The organism is Halomonas terrestris (assembly GCF_049166755.1).
Lineage (GTDB): Bacteria > Pseudomonadota > Gammaproteobacteria > Pseudomonadales > Halomonadaceae > Halomonas.
Genome location: NZ_JBMHFZ010000004.1, coordinates 123,714 through 142,523, shown reverse-complemented (window position 1 = coordinate 142,523; position 18,810 = coordinate 123,714). Strand labels below are relative to the sequence as shown.

The window sequence follows — 18,810 nt, the reverse complement described above, 5'->3', positions numbered from 1 at the left end:
TACGCAAGACCGACCCATGAATCAGGAGCTCGTCAATGAACGGATCACCGTTGCATGCCTGGAACCTGACGCCCACCCAGGCCATCGCCCTGCAGCGCCGCCTGGCCTGTCGGGTGGAGCGCGAGGACCGCCTGGATGAGGTGCGGCGTATCGCCGGTGTGGATATCGGCTTCGAGCAGGGGGGCGCGATCACCCGGGCGGCGGTGGTGGTCCTGGCGCCGGGGGAGGGGGCTGCGCCGGACGGGGCCGGACCGGGTGCCGCCGTGCCGGGGCTCCAGGTGGTCGAGGAGGCGGTGCACCGCGAGCCGACACGCATGCCCTACATCCCGGGGCTGCTGTCGTTTCGCGAGGTGCCGGCAGCCCTGGCCGCCTTCGACAAGCTGGCGGTGCGGCCCGAGCTGGTGATGGTCGACGGCCAGGGCATCGCCCATCCGCGGCGCCTGGGGGTCGCCTCGCACCTGGGGCTGTGGCTCGACCTGCCGACCATCGGGGTGGCCAAGTCGCGGCTGTGCGGGCGTCATGGGGAGCCGGGGCCGGAACGCGGCGACTGGGCGCCGCTCCTGGATGGCGACGAGGTGATCGGTGCCGTGCTGCGCTCGCGGGCCGGGGTCAAGCCGATCTTCGTCTCGCCGGGGCATCGCATCTCGCTGGCCACCGCTCTGCATTGGGTGACGGCCTGCCTGGGGCGCACCAAGCTGCCCGAGCCCACCCGGCTGGCGGATCGCCTCGCCTCGCGGCGGGGAGAGTAACTCCTACACGATATCCAGCGGTGTCTTGCGCTCGGGCGCCGGGAAGGCGGCATCGAGGCGGGCGAGCGCCTCGTCCGGCAGCTGGATCGCCAGCACCCCGGCGTTCTGCTCGACGTGCTCCGGCCGGGTGGCCTTGGGGATGGCGATGACATCGCGGCGCCCGTCGACGGGGCGGATCGCCCAGGCCAGCAGCAGCTGGGTGGGGGTGATGCCGAGGCCGGCAGCGATGTCGAGCACCTCGGGGTCGCTCAGCAGCTCGCGGCGCAGGCTGCCGGCCTGGGCCAGAGGGCAGTAGGCCATGGCGGGGATGCCGTGGTCGCGCTGCCAGGGCAGCAGCGAATGCTCGATACCCCGGGAGCCCAGGTGGTAGAGCACCTGGTTGACGGCGCAGTCGTCACCGCCGGGCAGGGCGTGGAGGGCCGCCATCTCGTCCACGTCGAAGTTGGAGACGCCGAAGCGGCGGATCTTGCCGCTCTCGCGGAGCCGTTCGAAGGCCTCCAGGGTCTCCTCCAGCGGGATGTTGCCGGGCCAGTGCAGCAGGTAGAGGTCCAGGTGATCGGTCTTCAGTCGCTCCAGGCTGCGTTCACAGGCGGCGATGGCGCTGTCGCGGCCGGCGTTCCAGGGGTAGACCTTGGAGACCAGGAAGGCGCTGTCGCGGCGGTCGGCGAGGGCCACGCCCACCACCTGCTCGGCACCGCCGTCGGCGTACATCTCCGCGGTGTCGATCAGCGTCAGGCCGAGTTCGAGCCCCTGTTGCAGGGCGCGCACCTCGTCGCGGCGCGGGGCCAGCCCCTCGCCCATGAACCAGGTGCCCTGGCCGATGGCGGGCAGGTCGCGGGCGGGCTGGTCGGCGGTGGCCGGGAGTCGGACTCGGGGCAGGGGGGCGGCAGCCATGGTGCTCCTCTGGGGGTTCGCGGGTGGGTATCCGGGCATGCAGGCCTTCCGGGAAGCTGCGCCTTCATGCTGCGACAGGGCCGGCGGCTTTGCAATCGGCGCGCCGGGGGTCGACCATGGGGGACTTCCACCTGCCGAGCCCTGCCATGACCGAGCCTTCAACCCCTTGCCTCGCGGCGACCCGTGCCTGGGTCGAGACCTTCGTGGTCGCCCGGGATGTCTGCCCCTTCGCCGGCCGGGAAGTCGCCCGCGGCACCCTCCGCTATGCCGAGGTGGCCGCCGACGACTGGGAATCCGCCCTGCTGGCCCTCGTCGAGGAGTGTCGGCACCTGGACGAGACCCCGCAGGTCGAGACGACCCTGCTGGTGCTGAGCCGGGGCGTCGAGGCGTTCGACGACTACCTCGACCTGCTGGCCATCGCCGAGGCCCTGCTGGCCGAGCAGGGCTACGAGGGCATCTACCAGCTGGCGAGCTTCCATCCCGACTACTGCTTCGAGGACGCCGAAGCGGAGGACCCCGGCAACTTCACCAACCGTTCGCCCTGGCCGATGCTGCACCTGCTGCGCGAGTCCAGCCTGGAACGGGCGCTGGCCCACTATCCCGACCCCGAGGCGATTCCCGCACGCAATATCGCCGAGATGCAGCGCCTGGGCCATGGTCCCCTGGCCGAGGCCCTGGCGGCGCTTCGCGACGATGCCCGCTGAGGGGCCTTGCGGCCCCTGGCCGGCTCGGGCTGTAATGCCAGAGGTGTCTCACCCCGACAACAACGAGGAATCTGCATGAAACAGGTAACCCGCGCCGGTGTCCCGGTCGATGTGGCCGGTGACTTTCCGGCCGTGGGCCAGGCGGCGCCCCCCTTGACCCTGACCAATATCGAGATGGCCGACGTGACGCTCGCCGACTATGCCGGCAAGCGCAAGGTGCTCAACATCATCCCGAGCATCGACACGCCGACCTGCGCCATGTCCACGCGCCGCTTCAACGAGCTGGCCTCGCGGCTGGCCGACACCGTGGTACTGGTGGTATCGGCGGACCTGCCCTATGCCGGCAAGCGCTTCTGCGGTGCCGAGGGGCTGGACAACGTGGAGACGCTCTCCACCTTCCGCTATCCGCAGTTCCGGGAAGCCTGGGGCGTGGCGCTGTCCAGCGGCGTGATGAACGGGCTGTGCGCCCGGGCGGTGGTGGTACTCGACGAGAACGACCGGGTGATCCACGCCGAGCTGGTACCCGAGATCAAGCAGGAGCCGGACTACGAGGCGGCCCTGAAGGCACTGGCCTGAAAGGCGCCGATCCGAGCGGCGTCAGGGCGAGAGGCGTCTACACTGTGGAGGCGTTTCGATTCCCATCGACAAGGAGAGCGATCATGAGCATCGAGAAGACGGCATCCGCCCGCTGGCAGGGCGGCATCAAGAACGGCAAGGGCACGGTGTCCACCGAGAGCGGCGCGCTCAGGGAGACGCCCTACGACTTCCGCCAGCGCTTCGAGGGCCAGGCGGGCTCCAACCCCGAGGAGCTGATCGGCGCCGCCCATGCCGGCTGCTACTCCATGGCGCTGTCGCTGATCCTGGGCGAGGCCGGCATGGAGGCCGAGAGCATCGATACCACGGCGACCGTGACCCTGGCCGAGGACCCGGAGGGCGGCTTCCATATCCCGAGCATCCACCTGGTGACCCGGGTGAAGATCCCCGGGGCCGACCGGGCGGCCTTCGAGGAGTGTGCCGAGAAGGCCAAGGCCGGCTGCCCGGTCTCCAAGCTGCTCAATGCCGGGATCACCCTCGAGGCCACCCTGGAGAGCTGACCCGCGTCTGCCGGGATTCGCGACGGCCGCCCGAGGGCGGCCGTCGTCATTTCCGCCGCTGGCGCTCGGCGGCCTTGACCAGGGCGCGGATCAGCCGCTGCTGGGGCCGGTTGAAGATCAGCCACTCGGGGTGCCACTGCACGCCGATCAGGAAGTCGTGATCGCGTGACTCGATGCCCTGGACCAGGCCGTCGCGGTCGCGGGCGACGATCTCGATGCCGCGGCCGGTCTGCTGTACCGCCTGGTGGTGCAGGCTGTTGATGCGGCACCAGCTCACCCCGAGCACGCGATGCAGCCGGCTGTCGCCGACGATGTCCACGGTCTTGCGCGGCAGCACGGTGCGTCGGCGCTTGAGCCCCTCGTGGGTGGTGTAGATATCCGGGTCCAGGGTGCCGCCCAGATGGACATTGATCAGCTGGGCACCGCGACAGATGCCCAGCACCGGGGTGTTCCGGGGGATGAAGGTCTCGAGCAGCTCGAGTTCCAGCTCGTCACGCTGGGGGTCGACCCTCACGTCGAGCCGAACCTCCCCCCCGTAGAGGTGGGCCTGGATGTCATCTCCCCCGCCGACGATCAGGCCGTCGAGACGGCCGGGCCAGGGGCGCGAGGGCGACAGCCGCAACGGGCGGCCGCCATGGCGCCACACTGCGAACCAGTCGAACTGCCAGGCGATCTGGCTCTTGTCATCGGAGGTGGTGATGCCGATCAGTGGGCGTGCCGGGGCGTCACGACTCACGATTCGTCCATCCAGCCACGCAGCTTCTGCAGCCAGCGGGTCATCGGCGACTGGGTGTGCTTGACCACGAAGGCGGTGGCCCGTTCGGCCAGCCGTTGCCGATCGGCGGCCAGCTTCTCCACCTCCAGCCAGCGGTTCCACTCCACCACCGACCCCCAGCCGGGCTGCGAGAGCTGCGCATTGGGCAGTCGATAGTGGAAGGTCGGGCGCGGCTTGATCAGGCGATCGGCGAACAGCGGGTGGGGATAGTCCGGGCGCAGGTAGGCGAACAGCGGAAACAGGTCGAGCTCACGGTTGCGCGTCGGGTTGTACTCCAGGTAGTCGCCGATCAGGGTGTCGATGTCCGGCGCATAGTCGGGGTCGAGCACCTTGAGCGCATAGGGCTTGGGAAAGGGGTTGGCGTGGGGCAGCACCTCCCGGGTGATGTCGATGTCGATCTGTTCGCGCAGCCATTCGGCGGTCAGCAGGTAGGCGCGCAGGTGGGCGAGGATATCGCTCACCTCGAGGCTCGGGACCTCGGGGTTGAGATGCAGCCCGAAGCCGTAGAGCAGGCTGGCATCGGTACCCTTGGCACCGTGTCCGCGCAGTGCCTCGAAGAGGGCATCGAGCCGGTCGAGTTCGTCCCAGGGCACCGGGGGGCAGACGATCTCGGTCGGTACCAGCCCGGTGACCACGTCGCCGATCAGCTCCCGCGTGCGGGTGTGGAAGTCGACGCGCATCTGGTGGCGCTGGCGTTCCCATTCGGTGTCGTCCTTGGGGCCGGTCTTGAGCACCTCGTCGTCGGGATGAGCGTACTGGGTGTCGAGCTCGATGACGAAGTCGCCCCAGCGCGTTTCCACGACCTTGAGTCGATGGGCGCTCACCATCTCCAGCCGGCCGCCGAACAGCTCACGGACCAGTTCGGCGGTTTCCACGGGGGGAAGGCCGGCGAACTCGATCTCGACACCGACGCGCCGGGTCTCGCCGGCGGCATTGCGGGTCTCGGGTGGCGGTATCGGCATCATGACGGCATCCTGTGCGTGACATGGGAGGTTCCTGCGGGGAGCCTATCACACTGCCCGCGGGTTGCATGAGAGCCCCCGCGAGGACGTCCTCGACCGAGATGGAGACGAGATGTTGCCCAGCCCGTCGACCGGCCCGATGCTCGTGCCACGCCCCTCGCTGGCGGTACGCCTGCTGCTGTTCTGGCTGCTGCTGGCAGGGCTCTGCCTGGCGCTGCCGGCCCAGGCGCAGCAACTGGGGTTGCCCGGGCTGCTGGAGGGCGAGGGGTCGGGGGAGGCGTTCGACTCCCGCGACTTCCAGCAGTCGCTGGAACGGGTGATCGCCACCCTGGAGGATGGCGAACGCCGGGAGGCGCTGCTGGAGGACCTGCGCGACCTGCAGGCGGTACACGGCGAGGCCGCTGACGCCGGGGGGGTGGCCGCGCGACAGGGGTTGCTCGGGGCCCTGGCCGAGACCCTGAGCGACCTGGGCGAGCAGGCCGAGGCCGGCCAGTCGCCGCTGGACCAGTGGGAGCGACAGCTCGAGCAGGGCTGGGAGGACTTCAGCACCCTGGTCACCGCGACCGAGAATGCCGACCTGATGCGCTTCCTGATCGAGGGCACGGTGCTGCTGGGCATCTGGGCCGGGCTGCTGGTGATCCTGATCGCCCTGGGGCGCCTGCTGGCCGCGCGTCACGGCTGGCCCCTGGACCTGCCCCGGGAGCCCCGCGGTTGGCTGCTGGCCGTGCACTTCCTGCGCCGCATGCTGCCCTGGGTCCTGGCCTTCGCCCTGGTGCTGGGCGTCGCCCAGCTGGTCCCCGAGAGCTCAGGCCGGGCGATGGCGCTGGTGGTGGCCTATGTGGCGCTGTGCGGGCGCACCCTCTCGGTGGTGGTGGAGACCTTCGTCTCGGTGTTCACCCGGGGTCACCGCTTCGTGGCGGTGCAGATTCTCCAGCAGCGGGCGCTGCGCCCGCTGTTCCTGATCGGGGCGCTGGTCGCCCTCGGCGATGCCTTCAACTCCGAGCGGCTGTCGGCGCTGGTGGGGGGCGAGCTGGCCGGCCTGCTCTCGGTGCTGGCCAACATGCTGGCGGCGCTGCTCAGCGGACGCTTCATCCTCAGGTTCAAGCGTCCCATCCACCACATCATCCGCAACCGCCCCTGGCACCAGCGCCGTGACAGCAGCGGCAGCGCCAGCGTGGTCAGCGTGGTCGGCGGGCTCTGGCATGTCCCGGCCTTGCTGCTGGTGGGGGGCTCCCTGGTGGCGATCTTCGTCAGCGTGGGCGACGTGGGCACGGCACTGGCCCGTTCGATCATCTCGGCGTCGCTGCTGGTGCTGGCGCTGGTGGTGACCGGGCTGATCCGCCGCCACGGCGAGCGGCGCAAGCGGCGCCAGCAGCGGCGCCGCGTCAGCCAGTACCGCCAGCGCCTCGAGCGCTTCGGCTACGTGCTGGCCCATGCGGCCACCTGGCTGGCCTTCGCCGAGCTGTCCCTGCAGGTGTGGAGCGGTTCCCTGGTCGGCATCGGCCAGCAGGGGGTGGCCAGTGCGCGCATCGGCCAGGCGCTGCTGGCCATCGCCTTCACCCTGCTGCTGGCCTGGCTGGCGTGGATCTTCGCCGATACGGCCATCCAGCGGGCCCTGACCAGTTCCACCCGGGCCCGCGGTCGCCGGGTCAACCAGGCCCGGGCCCAGACCATCACGCCGATGATCCGCAACGTGATCTTCACGACCATCGTGATCATCGCCGCCATCGCCGGGCTGGCCAACCTGGGGGTCAACGTCACGCCGCTGCTGGCCGGTGCCGGTGTCATCGGCCTGGCCATCGGCTTCGGCGCCCAGACCCTGGTCCAGGACCTGATCACCGGCATCTTCATCCTCATCGAGGACTCCCTGGCGGTGGACGACTTCGTGCAGATCAACACCTACATGGGTACCGTCGAGGGCCTCACCCTGCGCACCGTGCGCCTGCGTGACCTGGATGGCGTGGTGCACATCATCACCTTCAGTCGCATCGACTCGATCCACAACATGTCGCGGCAGTTCGGCATCGCCCTGATGAAGATCCGTGTCCCCCACGACATGAAGATCGACGATGCCATCACCCTGATGCAGGAGACGGGCCAGACGCTGCGCCAGGACCCGATGATGCGCCACCATATCTGGTCGCCGCTGGAGATGCAGGGCATCAATGGCTTCGAGGATGGCTGCCCGATCCTGCGCATGCGCTTTCGCACCGCACCGGAGATGCAGTGGGACGTGGCGCGCGCCTTCAACCTGCTGCTCAGGCAGCGCATGGAGGAACAGGAGATCGATCTCGGCATCCCGCGGCTCAGTGTGAGCATGGAAGGCCGCGGCGGCGGACGGCTGGACGGCAGCAGCGAGTACGGCGCTGGCCGCGACGCCAGCGGGCGACGCCCCGGAGAGGCGGGCGTGGCCGATCCCGAGGGAGACACCAGCGCCCGCGGCGGTTCGCCGGACGGTGCCGCCGCCCAGTAGCCCGCTAGCCGGCGAGGCCGCGGCAGAGCAGCAGCCCGAGCCCCATCCCCAGCATGATGCCGAAGGCGAAGAGCGTGGCCGCCAGCCAGGGGCCGCGCAGGCGCTGCCAGCGGTTGTGGAGCAGGGCGGCCTGGGTCAGGCGCTGCATCAGCTCGTCGTGACGGGCGCCGCGGGTGTCCGGCGGCAGCGAGAAATCGTCGGCCGGGCCCTCGCGCCAGTAGGGGGCATGGGTGAGGCCGAGGCGGGCACGCAGGCGGCCGATGTCCGAGAGGGTGGTGTGCAGGGCGTCGTACTCCTCGCGTCGGGAGTCGACCTCGAGCACCGTGCAGGCATCCGCCTTCAGGGCGGTGTGCTCGCAGCGTTCGATGGCCGCGGTGATCTCGGCTTCGCTGGCGTCGGGGGCGAGGCCCAGGCGCTGGTAGAGGTTGCGCATCTCAGCTCACCCGCATCAGGTAGTCATAGGCCCGGCGGATACGCTGGAACCGTTGCGAGGCACTGGCCACCACGGCCTCGCCATCGTTGAAGAAGCGGTCGGGATGGTGCGCCTGGGCCAGGCGGCGATAGGCCTTGCGGATCTCGCCGCGGTTGGCGCCGGGCTCGAGGCCGAGCACCGCCAGGGCGCGGCGGGTGCGATCCGCGGGAGGCGGTCCCTGGCGCGAGCCCTGCTCGCGCTGGCGGTGCTGTTCCCGGCGGTAGCCGTCCTGTCGCTGCTGTCCCTGACCGCCGGCCTGACGTTCCTGCCGTCCCTGACCGCCGGCCTGACGTTCCTGGCGCTGCCCCGTGCCTTCCTGCCGTCCCTGTCCGCCGGCCTGTCGTTCCTGGCGCTGGCCCGTGCCTTCCCGCCGGTGGGTCCCGTCCCGGGAGTGCTGCCGCCCATGCGACGAGGCCTGCTCCTGCTGGTGGCGGCGCTGCTCCTTGGCCTGCCAGTAGCCGGTGCGGCTGGGGTCGTCGGGGTGAGCGAAGGGCTTGCCGGTCACCGCCTTGAACAGCGGGGCGAACTCGCCGGGCGAGACACCGAGCAGGTCGGCGAGGAAGCGCAGCACGTGCTGGTTGGCCATCGACAGCCTGCCATCCTGCGTTGCCAGGTCGATGGCCAGGCGCAGGAAGGGATGGGCCTGTCGGCCGTGGACCTCCTTCTGCAGGACCTCCGCGGCGAGCTGGATGGCGCTCAGGTCCTGGGTGGCGGCGATCTCCAGGACCGGCGCCAGCTCATGGCCGTGGCGAAAGCCGCCGGTCAGTTCGGTCAGGCGCGTTCGCTCCGGCTCGCCGAGCGGGCCGCGGTTGGCCAGCACCCAGGCGAGCAGCAGCAGGGCCGCGGTATCGGCCTGGTGGCGGCTTTTCAGCAGCAGCATCTCGAAGGGCGAGAAGCGGGCAATGGTCATTCCCTGGCTCCCGGGAGTGCGGTGTTGTTCTTGGCAGATCAAGGGCGTACGCCATGGTCGCCCCGGCGCGCAGCGTTGGCAAGTCTGCCGCCTCACGCAGTACCATCGAAGGGCATGGCATGGCCCCGAATCCCGCGGGGTGGCCTGGAGCCAGGAGCAGCGGCGCAGTGATCACCGTCGAGCGCAAGGACAGCTTCCACCTCAAGATCTCCCGCGTGCTGCAGGAGGAGACCTCACACAAGCTGGACCTCTTCCTGTTCGTCCCCGGCGAGCTGGGGCTCAACACCCATGTGCTCTCCGAGGAGGCCTTCTATCACGGCGCCATCCACGTCAAGCGCACCTACTACAGCGACCGCCATCACCTGCCGCTGGTGATGAGCCGCCTGGCCGGCCGAGGCAAGCTCGATCCCAACCAGTACCGCCTGGGCCTCAGCCTCTATGCCTACCAGTACGTGGTGGCGCTGGAACGTTCCACCCAGACGCTGCTCGATGCCGCCCGGGAGGCGCGGCAGGCCGAGAAGAAGGGCGAAGCCCGTCCCGACAGCCGTCGTGGCGAGGGGGCGAAGGGGAACAACGAGGTCCCCGGGGCGGACGAGAAGCGCAAGGATGCCGATCCGGCGGAGCAACTGGGGGAGCGCCTCGACGAGCTCTGCGACCTCACCCAGGGGATCCTGCGGCGGCTGCGTCGCCAGAAGCCCGGCGACGAGAGCCTGCACCGCTACTATGCCAACATCGACAACTACCTCTCCTGGCTCACCGAGCAGAGCCTGCTGGCGCTGGTGGCCCACCTGCCCCGGGGCAGTGGCTACCGGGAGAGTCGCGGGCGCTTGCTGGCGATCTGCCGGGCGGAGAGCGAGCATCGGGAGGCCAACGAGTACAACTCCGAGCGGGTCACCCGGGACCCCACGCGAATGTCCAACAAGATGCGCCTGCTGCGCCGGCTGATCGAGTACCCGGTGACCCTCAAGCAGCGTAACCAGGAGCTCGGCGGCGGCGAGGAGAAGGCGGTCAAGGCGCTCGCCACGGCGGTGGTGATGGCCTTCGTCTCGATGGGGCTGCTGGAGGCGCGCGATGCGCTGGGAGACATCACGGTGCTGCTGGTGCTGGTGATGGCGGTGCTCTATGCCCTGCGCGAGGTGTTCAAGGACGATCTGCGCATGACCCTGTGGCGCTGGTTGCGCAAGGGGCGCCCCAAGTGGCGTCGCCAGTACCTGGATCCCACCAGCAACGCCCTGGTGGGCCGTCAGCTGGAGTGGTTCGACTACAAGCGCTTCACCCGCATCGACCCCGATGTCCAGCGGGTGCGCAAGCGCAACGTGGCCCAGCGCGAGGAGGTGGTGCTGCACTACCGCTCCAGTTCGCGCATGTCGCCCACCCGGTTTCTGAGCGGCTATGACCGCACCCGCGAGACCCTGAGCCTGGACCTCTCGCTGCTCTCGCGGTTGATGGACAAGGGCTCGCACCATGTCTACTGGCTCAAGGAGGGGCAGGTCTCCCGGGAGGCGGTCGAGAAGCGCCACCTGATCAACCTGGTGATCCGCGAGGCGGAGGGAGAGCGGGCCCCGATCCTGCAGCGCTGGAAGATCGTCATGAGCCGTTCGCGGATCGTCGATGTCGAACTGGTGCACGAGGAGGGGGGAGAGAGATGAGATCGCCGCTCAGGATGCTGCTGGCGCCGCTGCAGTGGGTGGCCGAGAAGCTCGGCACCTCGCCGGAGATCGAACGCAGCGCAGAGGACCAGGCTCGGGTGGATCGCGAGTGCGAAGGACTCGCGCTCTACCAGTTCCGTGCCGACCCGGAGTGCATCCAGGTGCGCCGCGAGATCACCCGACTGAATCTCGACATCGAGGTGCGCGACGCCCAGCTCGACCCGGATCACCGCCGGGCACTGAAGGAGCAGGGCGGCAAGGAACAGGTACCCTGCCTGCGCATCGCCGCCGAGGGGCCGCCGGACCGATGGCTCTACGGGACCCGGGCGATCATCGCCTGGCTGCGCGAGCGCTTCGGCGCGTGAGGGGGGCCGTCAGGGCTGCACCAGGTTCTCCGGCCCGAAGGCGTCGGGCAGCAGCTCCTCCATGGTGTAGTGCCTGAGCCGCCCACCCCGGGCATCGAGCACGTGGATACGGGTCTCGCCGTCGGCGAACTCGCGGATGCGCTGGCGGCAGTCGCCACAGGGGGAGCAGAGGTGCTCCCCCGGGCCGATCACGTAGACGTGGCGCAGGTGGCGCTCGCCGGCGCTGGCCATGGCGGCGATGGCCGAGGCCTCGGCGCAGAGGCTCTTGTAGTGGGCCACCTCCACGTTGGCGCCGAAGTAGCGGGTGCCGCTTTCGCTCTCCACCATGGCGCCCACCGGGTGGTGCGAATAGGGCGCGTAGGCGCGGTCGCGCACCGCGATCAGCTCGGCCACGAGCGCCGGATCGACTGGCTGTCGTGAGGCCTCGCTCATGGGGTGTCTCCCGCCTGGCCTCGGTCGTCGCGCAGCACGCACTCCAGGGCGATCTCCATCATCTCGTCGAAGGTGCTCTGGCGGTCTGCACTGGAGAGCGAATCGCCCTTGAGGATATGGTCCGACACGGTGCAGATGGTCGCGGCGCGGGCGCCGAATTCGGCGGCGACCCCGTAGAGCCCGGCGGCTTCCATCTCCACCCCGACGATGCCGTAGCGCTTCATCAGCTCGAAGAGCTCGCTCCGGGGGTTGTAGAAGAGGTCTGCCGAGAAGAGGTTGCCCACCTTCACCGGCACTCCCAGGTCCCGGGCCGCATCCACCGCGTGGCGGCTCAGCTCGAAGTCGGCGATGGCCGCGAAGTCGTGGCCCAGGAAGCGGGTGCGGTTGACGCCGGAGTCGGTGCAGGCCCCCAGGCCGATCACCACGTCGCGCACCGCCACGTCGTCGCGCACCGCCCCGCAGGAGCCGACGCGGATCAGCCGCTCCACGCCGTAGTCGGTGATCAGCTCCTTGGCATAGATCGAGGCCGAGGGAATGCCCATGCCATGCCCCATCACCGAGACCGCGCGCCCCTTGTAGCGGCCGGTGTAGCCGTACATGTTACGCACCTCGTTGACCAGGCGGGCCTCGTCGAGGAAGGTCTCGGCGATGTATTTCGCCCGCAGCGGGTCGCCGGGCATCAGCACGGTATCGGCGAAGTCGCCCTTGTCTGCCTGGATATGCGGGGTCGCCATCAGTGGCCTCCTGTGGATGCCGCCCCCCGGGAGGGGGCATGGGGGAAAGGGAAACTCGTGCCGTCGCCCATGGGCGGCAGGCCGAAGAGGGTGGCCAGGCTCTGGCCGATATCAGCGAAGGTGTCGCGGCCGCCGAGCGAGCCGGCGGCCAGGCCCGCGCCGAGGGCCAGCACGGGGACATGCTCGCGGGTGTGGTCGGTGCCGGGCCAGGTCGGATCACAGCCGTGGTCGGCGGTCAGGACCAGCAGGTCGTCGTCGGCCAGGTGCTCGAGCAGCTCGGGCAGCCGGGTGTCGAAGTGCTCGAGGGCCGCGGCGTAGCCGGCCACGTCGCGGCGGTGGCCATGCACCATGTCGAAGTCGACGAAGTTGGTCATGATCAGCGTCCGCCCGTCGCCGCTCGCGGTGCGCTCCAGTTCCCGCAGGGTGGCATCCATCAGGTCGTCGTGACCGCTGGCCTTGACCGTGCGCGAGATGCCGCAGTGGGCGTAGATGTCGGCGATCTTGCCGATGGCGACCACCTCGCCTCCGGCCTCGTGCAGCTTCTGGAGCACGGTCGGCGAGGGCGGTTCGACGCTGTAGTCGCGGCGGTTGGCGGTGCGCGCGAAGTCCGTCGTGCGGGTGCCGGTGAAGGGGCGCGCGATCACCCGTCCGATGTTCCAGGGCTCGAGCAGGCGGCGCGCCGTCTCGCAGACCGCGTGGAGCCGCGCCAGGCCGAAGGTCTCCTCGTGGGCGGCGATCTGGAACACCGAGTCCGCCGAGGTGTAGACGATGGGCTTGCCGCTGGCGACGTGTGCCTCGCCGAGGCGCGCGATGATCTCGGTGCCCGAGGCGTGGCAGTTGCCCAGTACGCCGGGCAGCTCGGCCTCGCGGACCAGCGCCTCGAGCAACTCGGGGGGGAAGCTCGCTTCCTTGTCGAGGAAGTAGCCCCAGTCGAAGCGTACCGGCACTCCGGCGATCTCCCAGTGGCCGGAGGGGGTGTCCTTGCCCGACGAGAGTTCCCTGGCGTGGCCATGGGCGCCGATGACTTCGGCGGGCGGGGTGACGCCCGCGGCCCACTCGCCGGTGCTTTCGTGGTGGGCGTGGAAGAGCCCCAGCCGGGCCAGGTGGGGAAGTCTCAGGGGGCCCGAGCGCAGGGGGCCGTCTGCCTCGCCACGGGCGCAGGCCGCGGCGATGTGGCCCAGGGTGTCGGCGCCGGCATCGCCGAAGTCGGCGGCATCCGGGGCGCTGCCGATGCCGAAGGAGTCGAGCACGAGCACGATGGCACGGGTCATGGGGCCTCCCGACGGATGACGTCATGGATCAGTGTAGGCGGTACGGCGTGTCCCTCGCCCACGTCGATGGCGGCCCGCAGCCGTCGCGCGGCGCGCTCGGCATCCTCCTCGTTCCTGGCGTGGATCACCGCCAGGGGATGCCCGGCATCGACCGGGTCGTCGATGGCGGCGATCTGCGTCAGGCCGACCGCCGGGTCGATGGCGTCCCCGGGCTGGCGCCGCCCGCCGCCCAGTTCCACCACCGCCATGCCCAGGGCGCGGGTGTCCATTCGCTGCACCCGGCCCGGCTGCGCGGCATGGACGACGCGCCTGACCGGGGCCTCGGGCAGGTACGCCTCGGGACGTGCCAGCAGGTCGCCCGGCCCGCCAAGGCCCGACACCATGCGCGCGAAGCGCTCGGCGGCGGCCCCCGAGGCGAGGGTCGCATCGAGCCGGGCGCGGGCCTCGTCGCCGGAGGCCGCCAACCGCCCGGCCACCAGCAGCTCGGTGGCAAGCGTCCGGGTCACCTCCAGCAGGCGGCCGTCGCTGCGCTCGCCGGTGAGCAGGGCGATCGCCTCGCGCACCTCGACGGCGTTGCCGGCGCAGGGCGCCAGCGGCTGGCTCATGTCGGTGAGCAGGGCGGTGGTCGGCGTCCCGGCCTTGCTCGCCACCTCGGCGATCGTTTCGGCGAGCTCCCGGGATTTTGCCGGCGTGGGCATGAAGGCGCCGCTGCCGACCTTGACGTCCATCACCAGGGCGTCGAGGCCGCAGGCGAGCTTCTTGCCGAGGATGGAGCTGACGATCAGCGGCAGCGATTCCACGGTGGCGGTGACATCACGCACCCCGTAGAGGCGCCTGTCGGCGGGAGCGAGGGTGGCGGTCTGGCCGATGATGGCCACGCCGGCGTCGCGGACCAGCTCGCGGAAGCGCACCCGGGAGGGGACGATGTCGTAGCCGGGGATCGCCTCCAGCTTGTCCAGGGTGCCGCCGGTGTGGCCCAGGCCGCGACCGGAGACCATCGGCACGAAGCCGCCGCAGGCGGCGACCCAGGGGCCCAGCACCAGCGAGACCAGGTCGCCCACGCCACCGGTGGAGTGCTTGTCGAGGATCGGGCCGGGCAGGTCGAGGTCGTCCCAGGCCAGCACCTCGCCGGAGTCGCGGATCGCCTCGGTCAGGGCCACGGTCTCGGCCGCGTCCATGCCGCGGAGGAACACCGCCATGGCGAAGGCGCCGAGCTGGGCGTCGCCCAGGCTGCCGTCCTCGATGCCGGCCACCAGCGTCCGGATCGCCTCCGCGTCGAGCGCCTGACCGTCACGCTTGGCGCGGATCAGCTCCTGGGGGAGTCCCTGGTCGTGCATCAGTAGCCCCCCGACGGTGCCGCGCCGCCCTTCTCGATGCCGAGTGTCGCCAGCAGGCTGTCGAGCAGGCCCGAGGCGCCGAAGCGGAAATGCGCCGGGGTGATCCAGTCGGCCCCCATCAGGCGCTCGGCGAGGGCCAGGTACGCCTCGGCGTCTTCCGTGGTGCGTACGCCACCCGCGGCCTTGAAGCCGATGTCCCGCCCGCTATCCCGGATGGCGGAGAGCAGGGTCTCGGCGGCCTCCAGGGTGGCGTTGATCGCCACCTTGCCGGTGGAGGTCTTGAGGAAGTCGGCGCCCCCCGCGATGGCCAGCTCGGCGGCGCGGCGGATCAGGGCGGGATCCCTGAGCTCGCCGGTCTCCAGGATCACCTTGAGCACGGCATCGCCGGCGGCCTGGTGGCAGCAGGCGACCAGCTCGCGGCCCACTTCCTCGTCGCCCGCCACCAGGGCGCGCCAGGGGAAGACCACGTCCACCTCGTCGGCCCCGGCGGCCACCGCCTCGCGGGTCTCGCGGGCCGCGGCCATGACGTCGTCGCTGCCGTGGGGGAAGTTGGTGACCGTGGCCACCTTGACCCTGCCCTCCAGGTCCAGGGCCTTGAGGGTGCGGCGGGCGGTGGTGACGAAGGCGGGGTAGACGCACACCGCCGCCGGGGTGCCGGCCGGCGTCCTGGCGCGCCGACACAGCGACTCGATGCGCTCGTCGGTGTCGTCGTCATTGAGGCTGGTGAGGTCCATCAGTGCCAGGGCCTGGCGCGCGGTCTGTTGCAGGTCTGTCATGTCAGCGTTCACCGTTACGGAAACTTGGGGTCGGGAGTCGCAGGGGCGGCTCCCGACTCGGGGGCGGTGGTCAGCCCATGGCCCCGAGGGCCAGGAAGAAGCCGGCGAGGGTGGCCGACATCAGGTTGGAGAGGGTGCCGGCCAGCACCGCCTTGAGGCCGAAGCGGGCGATGTCGTGGCGCCGGCTGGGGGCGATGCTGCCCAGGCCGCCCAGCAGGATGGCGATGGAGGACAGGTTGGCGAAGCCGCACAGGGCGAACGACAGGACCGCCATGGTATGGGGCGTCATCGCCTGGCCGGTGGCTGCCACGACCTGGTTGCCATCGAGGTAGGGTGCCAGGTTGATGTAGGCCACGAACTCGTTGACCACCAGCTTCTGGCCGATGAAGGAGCCGGCCAGCGTCGCCTCCTCCCAGGGAATGCCGAGCAGGAAGGCGAGCGGGGCGAACAGCCAGCCGAGTATCCACTCCAGGCTCAGTGCCTCCATGCCGATCCAGCCGCCGATCCCGCCGAGCATGCCGTTGATCAGGGCAATCAGGCCGATGAAGGCGATCAGCATGGCACCGACGTTGGCGGCAAGCATCAGGCCGGAGGAGGCCCCGGCGGCGGCGGCATCGAGGACGTTGGTGGGGTGGTCCTCCTCCTCCTCGAGGCGCTCTTCGGCCGCGGAGATGCTGTCTTCGGGCGTCCGGGTCTCGGGCATGATTAGCTTGGCGAACAGCAGCCCGCCCGGCGCGGCCATGAAGGAGGCCGCCACCAGGTACTCCATGGGGATGCCAAGCGCTGCATAGCCGGCCAGCACCGAGCCGGCCACCGAGGCCAGGCCGCCGCACATCACCGCGAACAGTTGCGAGGGGGTCATGCGGGCGATGAAGGGACGCACCACCAGAGGCGCCTCGGTCTGGCCGACGAAGATGTTGGCGGTGGCCGAGAGCGACTCGGTGCGCGAGGTGCCCAGCGCCTTCTGCAGGGCACCGCCGAGCAGCCGGATCACCCACTGCATGATCCCCAGGTAGTAGAGCACGGCGGTCAGCGAGGAGAAGAAGACGATCACCGGCAACACCTTGATGGCGAAGACGAAGCCGACGTTGTCGACGCTGGCCAGGCCGCCGAACAGGAAGTCGATGCCGTCGTTGGCGTAGGCCACCACCTGGCTGACCGCATCGGAGACGGTGGCGAGCACCGTCTGGCCGGCGGGCACGTAGAGGACGAAGGCGCCGATGCCGGCCTGGATGGCGAAGGCGCCACCCACGGTGCGCAGGCGGATGGCGCGGCGGTCGGTCGAGAAGATCAGGGCGATGGCGATCAGGGTCGCCATCCCGACCAGGCTCACAATGAGGGTCATGGGAGTCCCCTTTGCCTTATAGCAGGTTGAGCTTGAGGGTGTAGATCATGGCATTCTGGTAGTGGTCCGGCGTCCCTAGCTTCTCGTCAGCGTAGCGATACTGTACACCGGCGGTGAAGCGGTCGTGGGGATGCCACCACAGGCTCAGCGCACCATTGGTGCCCACGCTGTTGGCCTTGTCGCCCACGTAGTTCTGCTCCAGATAGTCGTCGTCGCGACCGAAGGTCTGCTCATGCCAGTTGGTGACGCTGAACGCTTGGTCGAAGGCCGTGAAGTCGTAGCCGGCAACCCAGCCGGCCATGAAGCCGTTCATACCGGTATAGCCGTCGCTCTGCACCCGGGCCGCGCCAATGAAGGGCTTGAACCACAGGCCGTTAGCAAAGGTATGTCGGTAGCCCAGTCCGAGAATCTGGTCCTGCTCGCGGACATCGAAGCCGTAATCGCGGAAGTCGTAGACGTGAGCGTAGACCGAGAAAGGCGACTCGCCGAGGTAGAGGTGTGAGGTCACCTTGCCGGCGGTACGGAAGTTGTCCTTGCCGCCGCTGGCCTCGTCGAACTGGTCGTTTCCGGGGTTCTCGAAGTCGAAGAATCCGTAGAACTCCCCCCACTCGTAGCCCAGGCCACCCTCGATCTCGAGGTAGAAGAAGTCACTCTTGGCGGCATTGCCGGCGGTACGGGCCTCGGTGCCGCTGGACCAGTCGAGGTAGTTGGCCGAGATGTTGGCGAACGACCAGAGTGGTCCATCGGCAGCGGCATGAAGGGGAATGGTTGCCAGCAGCAGGCCACCGGCGAGTGTTTGAAGGTGACGCTGGGAGATCATCATGTCGAGTGCCTGTGTTGTGGTTGTCGTTGGGACTGCGATGTTAAAAATATAACAGGAAATGACATATTCCTAACATTTTTTTGGCGACTCGCCCGGAGGCGTGAGGTGGCAATTCCCCCGGTACTGGATCAACATGGGCACCCGCGGGGATCGCCGTGACACAGGACGAGGAGGCTTGATGAACGGCCGTAGTGCCATGCGACTGGCGCGCCTGCAGGAGGCGTTGGCAGGTGGAGGGACCATCCGGCTCGCCGAGGCGGCCAGTCTGTGCGGGGTCTCGGAGATGACCATTCGTCGCGACGTGGCGGCCAGTGACGGCACCATCACCTTCTTCGGCGGCCGCCTGGTGATGGCCGACAATCCTCGCTTCGCGCCGGTCTACGACCTCGATGAGCAGAAGGTCAGCCACTATCCGGCCAAGTGCCGGCTCTGCGAACGGGCCGCCGCCTTCATCGAGGAGGGCGACACCCTGTTCATCGATTGCGGCACCACCCTGATGCCGCTGCTCGAGTCGCTGGCGAACCACCGCGAACTCACCGTGGTCACCTATGCGCTCAACGTGGCCAATGCGGTGAGCGTGTTGCCCGGCGTCCGCCTGATACTGCTCGGCGGGCTCTATCACGGCTCTTCGCAGTCGTTCGGCGGCGACGAGATTCCCGCGGCGATCCGCCGCCTCGGCATCAATCGCGCCTTCCTGTCGGCGGCGGGTGTCCATGAGCAGAAGGGGGTGAGCTGCTTCCACTTTCACGAGGTGGCGCCCAAGCAGGCCGCCATCGCCACGGCCGCACAGCGCCTGCTGGTGGTGGACGAGAGCAAGCTCGGGGTGATCCGGCCGGCCCGCTTCGCCGGGATCGAGGACTTCAACGTGGTGATCACCGACGGGGAGGCGGGACGTCGGTTGCTGCAGCGCCGCCACGCGGCGGGCAAGGGCCCGGAGATACTGCTCGCCTGAGCACCGCGGGGGCAACCCTGTTCCGGATCAAGGCGCGGGGCCCGGGCCCTTGCTATCCTGTAGGACAGGCAGCGACTCGACAGGGCCGTTGCC

20 protein-coding genes are annotated in these 18,810 nt (G+C 69.6%); 8 read left to right on the top strand and 12 right to left on the bottom strand.

The features are described from left to right. Positions 1-35 precede the first annotated feature (35 nt). Positions 36-749, top strand: a complete 714-nt coding sequence (gene nfi, locus ACOMD9_RS06175) for a deoxyribonuclease V (RefSeq protein ID WP_421412841.1) — start codon at positions 36-38, stop codon at positions 747-749. A gap of 3 nt (positions 750-752) precedes the next feature. On the opposite strand, the gene ACOMD9_RS06170 is transcribed toward nfi, so the two are convergent. Beyond that, a complete protein-coding gene (locus ACOMD9_RS06170) occupies positions 753-1,643 on the bottom strand; it encodes an aldo/keto reductase (RefSeq protein WP_421412839.1) in 891 nt (296 codons plus the stop codon). Positions 1,644-1,789: 146 nt separating this feature from the next. On the opposite strand from ACOMD9_RS06170, the gene ACOMD9_RS06165 reads away from it, so the two are divergent. The 3 genes from ACOMD9_RS06165 to ACOMD9_RS06155 all read left to right on the top strand — a co-directional run bounded on the left by ACOMD9_RS06165 (position 1,790) and on the right by ACOMD9_RS06155 (position 3,441). After that, complete coding sequence (locus tag ACOMD9_RS06165) at positions 1,790-2,347, top strand: DUF1415 domain-containing protein (RefSeq protein ID WP_421412838.1); 558 nt, start codon at positions 1,790-1,792, stop codon at positions 2,345-2,347. Positions 2,348-2,422: 75 nt separating this feature from the next. Next, positions 2,423-2,923: a thiol peroxidase gene (gene tpx, locus ACOMD9_RS06160; RefSeq protein ID WP_421412837.1), complete on the top strand. Its 501-nt coding sequence runs from the start codon at positions 2,423-2,425 to the stop codon at positions 2,921-2,923. Between the two features lie 83 nt (positions 2,924-3,006). Then, positions 3,007-3,441: an OsmC family protein gene (locus ACOMD9_RS06155; protein WP_421412836.1), complete on the top strand. Its 435-nt coding sequence runs from the start codon at positions 3,007-3,009 to the stop codon at positions 3,439-3,441. Between the two features lie 46 nt (positions 3,442-3,487). On the opposite strand, the gene ACOMD9_RS06150 is transcribed toward ACOMD9_RS06155, so the two are convergent. Both ACOMD9_RS06150 and ACOMD9_RS06145 read right to left on the bottom strand, forming a co-directional pair. Beyond that, positions 3,488-4,177 (bottom strand): gamma-glutamyl-gamma-aminobutyrate hydrolase family protein, encoded by a 690-nt coding sequence (locus ACOMD9_RS06150; RefSeq protein ID WP_421412834.1) that lies wholly within the window; start codon positions 4,175-4,177, stop codon positions 3,488-3,490. Next, the gene (locus ACOMD9_RS06145; RefSeq protein WP_421412833.1) at positions 4,174-5,181 is read right to left on the bottom strand and encodes an amidoligase family protein; all 1,008 of its coding nucleotides are present in this window, start codon (positions 5,179-5,181) and stop codon (positions 4,174-4,176) included. Before ACOMD9_RS06145 ends, ACOMD9_RS06150 begins: the two co-directional genes overlap by 4 nt. Positions 5,182-5,290: 109 nt before the next feature. Here ACOMD9_RS06145 and ACOMD9_RS06140 point away from each other — a divergent pair, with 109 nt between their 5' ends. Continuing rightward, entirely contained in the window at positions 5,291-7,651 is a 2,361-nt protein-coding gene (locus ACOMD9_RS06140) for a mechanosensitive ion channel family protein (RefSeq protein ID WP_421412831.1), read from the top strand. 4 nt (positions 7,652-7,655) lie between these two features. Here the strand turns inward: ACOMD9_RS06140 and ACOMD9_RS06135 are convergent, their stop codons facing one another. Together ACOMD9_RS06135 and ACOMD9_RS06130 are read right to left on the bottom strand one after the other, a co-directional pair. Then, a complete protein-coding gene (locus ACOMD9_RS06135; protein ID WP_421412829.1) occupies positions 7,656-8,084 on the bottom strand; it encodes a hypothetical protein in 429 nt (142 codons plus the stop codon). Position 8,085: 1 nt separating this feature from the next. Next, positions 8,086-9,033 (bottom strand): J domain-containing protein, encoded by a 948-nt coding sequence (locus ACOMD9_RS06130; protein WP_421412828.1) that lies wholly within the window; start codon positions 9,031-9,033, stop codon positions 8,086-8,088. 167 nt (positions 9,034-9,200) lie between these two features. Between ACOMD9_RS06130 and ACOMD9_RS06125 the strand changes: the two genes are divergently transcribed. Together ACOMD9_RS06125 and ACOMD9_RS06120 are read left to right on the top strand one after the other, a co-directional pair. Beyond that, positions 9,201-10,682 carry a hypothetical protein gene (locus tag ACOMD9_RS06125; protein ID WP_421412827.1) on the top strand — a complete coding sequence of 494 codons (1,482 nt, stop codon included), beginning with the start codon at positions 9,201-9,203 and terminating at the stop codon, positions 10,680-10,682. Next, positions 10,679-11,047: a glutaredoxin family protein gene (locus ACOMD9_RS06120; RefSeq protein WP_421412826.1), complete on the top strand. Its 369-nt coding sequence runs from the start codon at positions 10,679-10,681 to the stop codon at positions 11,045-11,047. The genes ACOMD9_RS06125 and ACOMD9_RS06120 overlap by 4 nt, the downstream gene beginning before the upstream one ends. Positions 11,048-11,056: 9 nt before the next feature. Here the strand turns inward: ACOMD9_RS06120 and cdd are convergent, their stop codons facing one another. From cdd to ACOMD9_RS06085, 7 genes are all read right to left on the bottom strand, one after another. Beyond that, a complete protein-coding gene (gene cdd / locus ACOMD9_RS06115) occupies positions 11,057-11,479 on the bottom strand; it encodes a cytidine deaminase (protein WP_421412824.1) in 423 nt (140 codons plus the stop codon). Beyond that, positions 11,476-12,213 (bottom strand): purine-nucleoside phosphorylase, encoded by a 738-nt coding sequence (gene deoD / locus ACOMD9_RS06110; protein WP_421412823.1) that lies wholly within the window; start codon positions 12,211-12,213, stop codon positions 11,476-11,478. Before deoD ends, cdd begins: the two co-directional genes overlap by 4 nt. Then, positions 12,213-13,484, bottom strand: coding sequence for a phosphopentomutase (locus ACOMD9_RS06105; RefSeq protein WP_421412821.1), 1,272 nt, complete (start codon positions 13,482-13,484; stop codon positions 12,213-12,215). Before ACOMD9_RS06105 ends, deoD begins: the two co-directional genes overlap by 1 nt. Then, positions 13,481-14,821 (bottom strand): thymidine phosphorylase, encoded by a 1,341-nt coding sequence (gene deoA, locus ACOMD9_RS06100; protein ID WP_421412819.1) that lies wholly within the window; start codon positions 14,819-14,821, stop codon positions 13,481-13,483. Before deoA ends, ACOMD9_RS06105 begins: the two co-directional genes overlap by 4 nt. Then, positions 14,821-15,597 carry a deoxyribose-phosphate aldolase gene (gene deoC / locus ACOMD9_RS06095; protein WP_421412817.1) on the bottom strand — a complete coding sequence of 259 codons (777 nt, stop codon included), beginning with the start codon at positions 15,595-15,597 and terminating at the stop codon, positions 14,821-14,823. The genes deoA and deoC overlap by 1 nt, the downstream gene beginning before the upstream one ends. Positions 15,598-15,667: 70 nt before the next feature. Beyond that, positions 15,668-16,942, bottom strand: coding sequence for a NupC/NupG family nucleoside CNT transporter (locus tag ACOMD9_RS06090; protein ID WP_421412815.1), 1,275 nt, complete (start codon positions 16,940-16,942; stop codon positions 15,668-15,670). A 16-nt stretch (positions 16,943-16,958) separates the two neighbouring features. Beyond that, positions 16,959-17,765 (bottom strand): outer membrane protein OmpK, encoded by an 807-nt coding sequence (locus ACOMD9_RS06085; protein ID WP_421412814.1) that lies wholly within the window; start codon positions 17,763-17,765, stop codon positions 16,959-16,961. A 178-nt stretch (positions 17,766-17,943) separates the two neighbouring features. On the opposite strand from ACOMD9_RS06085, the gene ACOMD9_RS06080 reads away from it, so the two are divergent. Continuing rightward, on the top strand, positions 17,944-18,717 hold the full coding sequence (locus tag ACOMD9_RS06080; RefSeq protein ID WP_421412812.1) for a DeoR/GlpR family DNA-binding transcription regulator: 774 nt from the start codon (positions 17,944-17,946) through the stop codon (positions 18,715-18,717). Positions 18,718-18,810: the final 93 nt, after the last annotated feature.

Excerpts from the sequence above, each read along its gene's own strand:
- ACOMD9_RS06085 (WP_421412814.1), bottom strand. The coding sequence starts at position 17,765 with ATGATGATCTCCCAGCGTCACCTTCAAACACTCGCCGGTGGCCTGCTG.
- ACOMD9_RS06090 (WP_421412815.1), bottom strand. The coding sequence starts at position 16,942 with ATGACCCTCATTGTGAGCCTGGTCGGGATGGCGACCCTGATCGCCATC.
- cdd (WP_421412824.1), bottom strand. The coding sequence starts at position 11,479 with ATGAGCGAGGCCTCACGACAGCCAGTCGATCCGGCGCTCGTGGCCGAG.
- deoA (WP_421412819.1), bottom strand. The coding sequence starts at position 14,821 with ATGCACGACCAGGGACTCCCCCAGGAGCTGATCCGCGCCAAGCGTGAC.
- ACOMD9_RS06135 (WP_421412829.1), bottom strand. The coding sequence starts at position 8,084 with ATGCGCAACCTCTACCAGCGCCTGGGCCTCGCCCCCGACGCCAGCGAA.
- ACOMD9_RS06105 (WP_421412821.1), bottom strand. The coding sequence starts at position 13,484 with ATGACCCGTGCCATCGTGCTCGTGCTCGACTCCTTCGGCATCGGCAGC.
- ACOMD9_RS06170 (WP_421412839.1), bottom strand. The coding sequence starts at position 1,643 with ATGGCTGCCGCCCCCCTGCCCCGAGTCCGACTCCCGGCCACCGCCGAC.
- ACOMD9_RS06130 (WP_421412828.1), bottom strand. The coding sequence starts at position 9,033 with ATGACCATTGCCCGCTTCTCGCCCTTCGAGATGCTGCTGCTGAAAAGC.
- tpx (WP_421412837.1), top strand. The coding sequence starts at position 2,423 with ATGAAACAGGTAACCCGCGCCGGTGTCCCGGTCGATGTGGCCGGTGAC.
- deoD (WP_421412823.1), bottom strand. The coding sequence starts at position 12,213 with ATGGCGACCCCGCATATCCAGGCAGACAAGGGCGACTTCGCCGATACC.
- ACOMD9_RS06080 (WP_421412812.1), top strand. The coding sequence starts at position 17,944 with ATGAACGGCCGTAGTGCCATGCGACTGGCGCGCCTGCAGGAGGCGTTG.
- ACOMD9_RS06120 (WP_421412826.1), top strand. The coding sequence starts at position 10,679 with ATGAGATCGCCGCTCAGGATGCTGCTGGCGCCGCTGCAGTGGGTGGCC.
- nfi (WP_421412841.1), top strand. The coding sequence starts at position 36 with ATGAACGGATCACCGTTGCATGCCTGGAACCTGACGCCCACCCAGGCC.
- deoC (WP_421412817.1), bottom strand. The coding sequence starts at position 15,597 with ATGACAGACCTGCAACAGACCGCGCGCCAGGCCCTGGCACTGATGGAC.
- ACOMD9_RS06140 (WP_421412831.1), top strand. The coding sequence starts at position 5,291 with ATGTTGCCCAGCCCGTCGACCGGCCCGATGCTCGTGCCACGCCCCTCG.
- ACOMD9_RS06145 (WP_421412833.1), bottom strand. The coding sequence starts at position 5,181 with ATGATGCCGATACCGCCACCCGAGACCCGCAATGCCGCCGGCGAGACC.
- ACOMD9_RS06155 (WP_421412836.1), top strand. The coding sequence starts at position 3,007 with ATGAGCATCGAGAAGACGGCATCCGCCCGCTGGCAGGGCGGCATCAAG.
- ACOMD9_RS06165 (WP_421412838.1), top strand. The coding sequence starts at position 1,790 with ATGACCGAGCCTTCAACCCCTTGCCTCGCGGCGACCCGTGCCTGGGTC.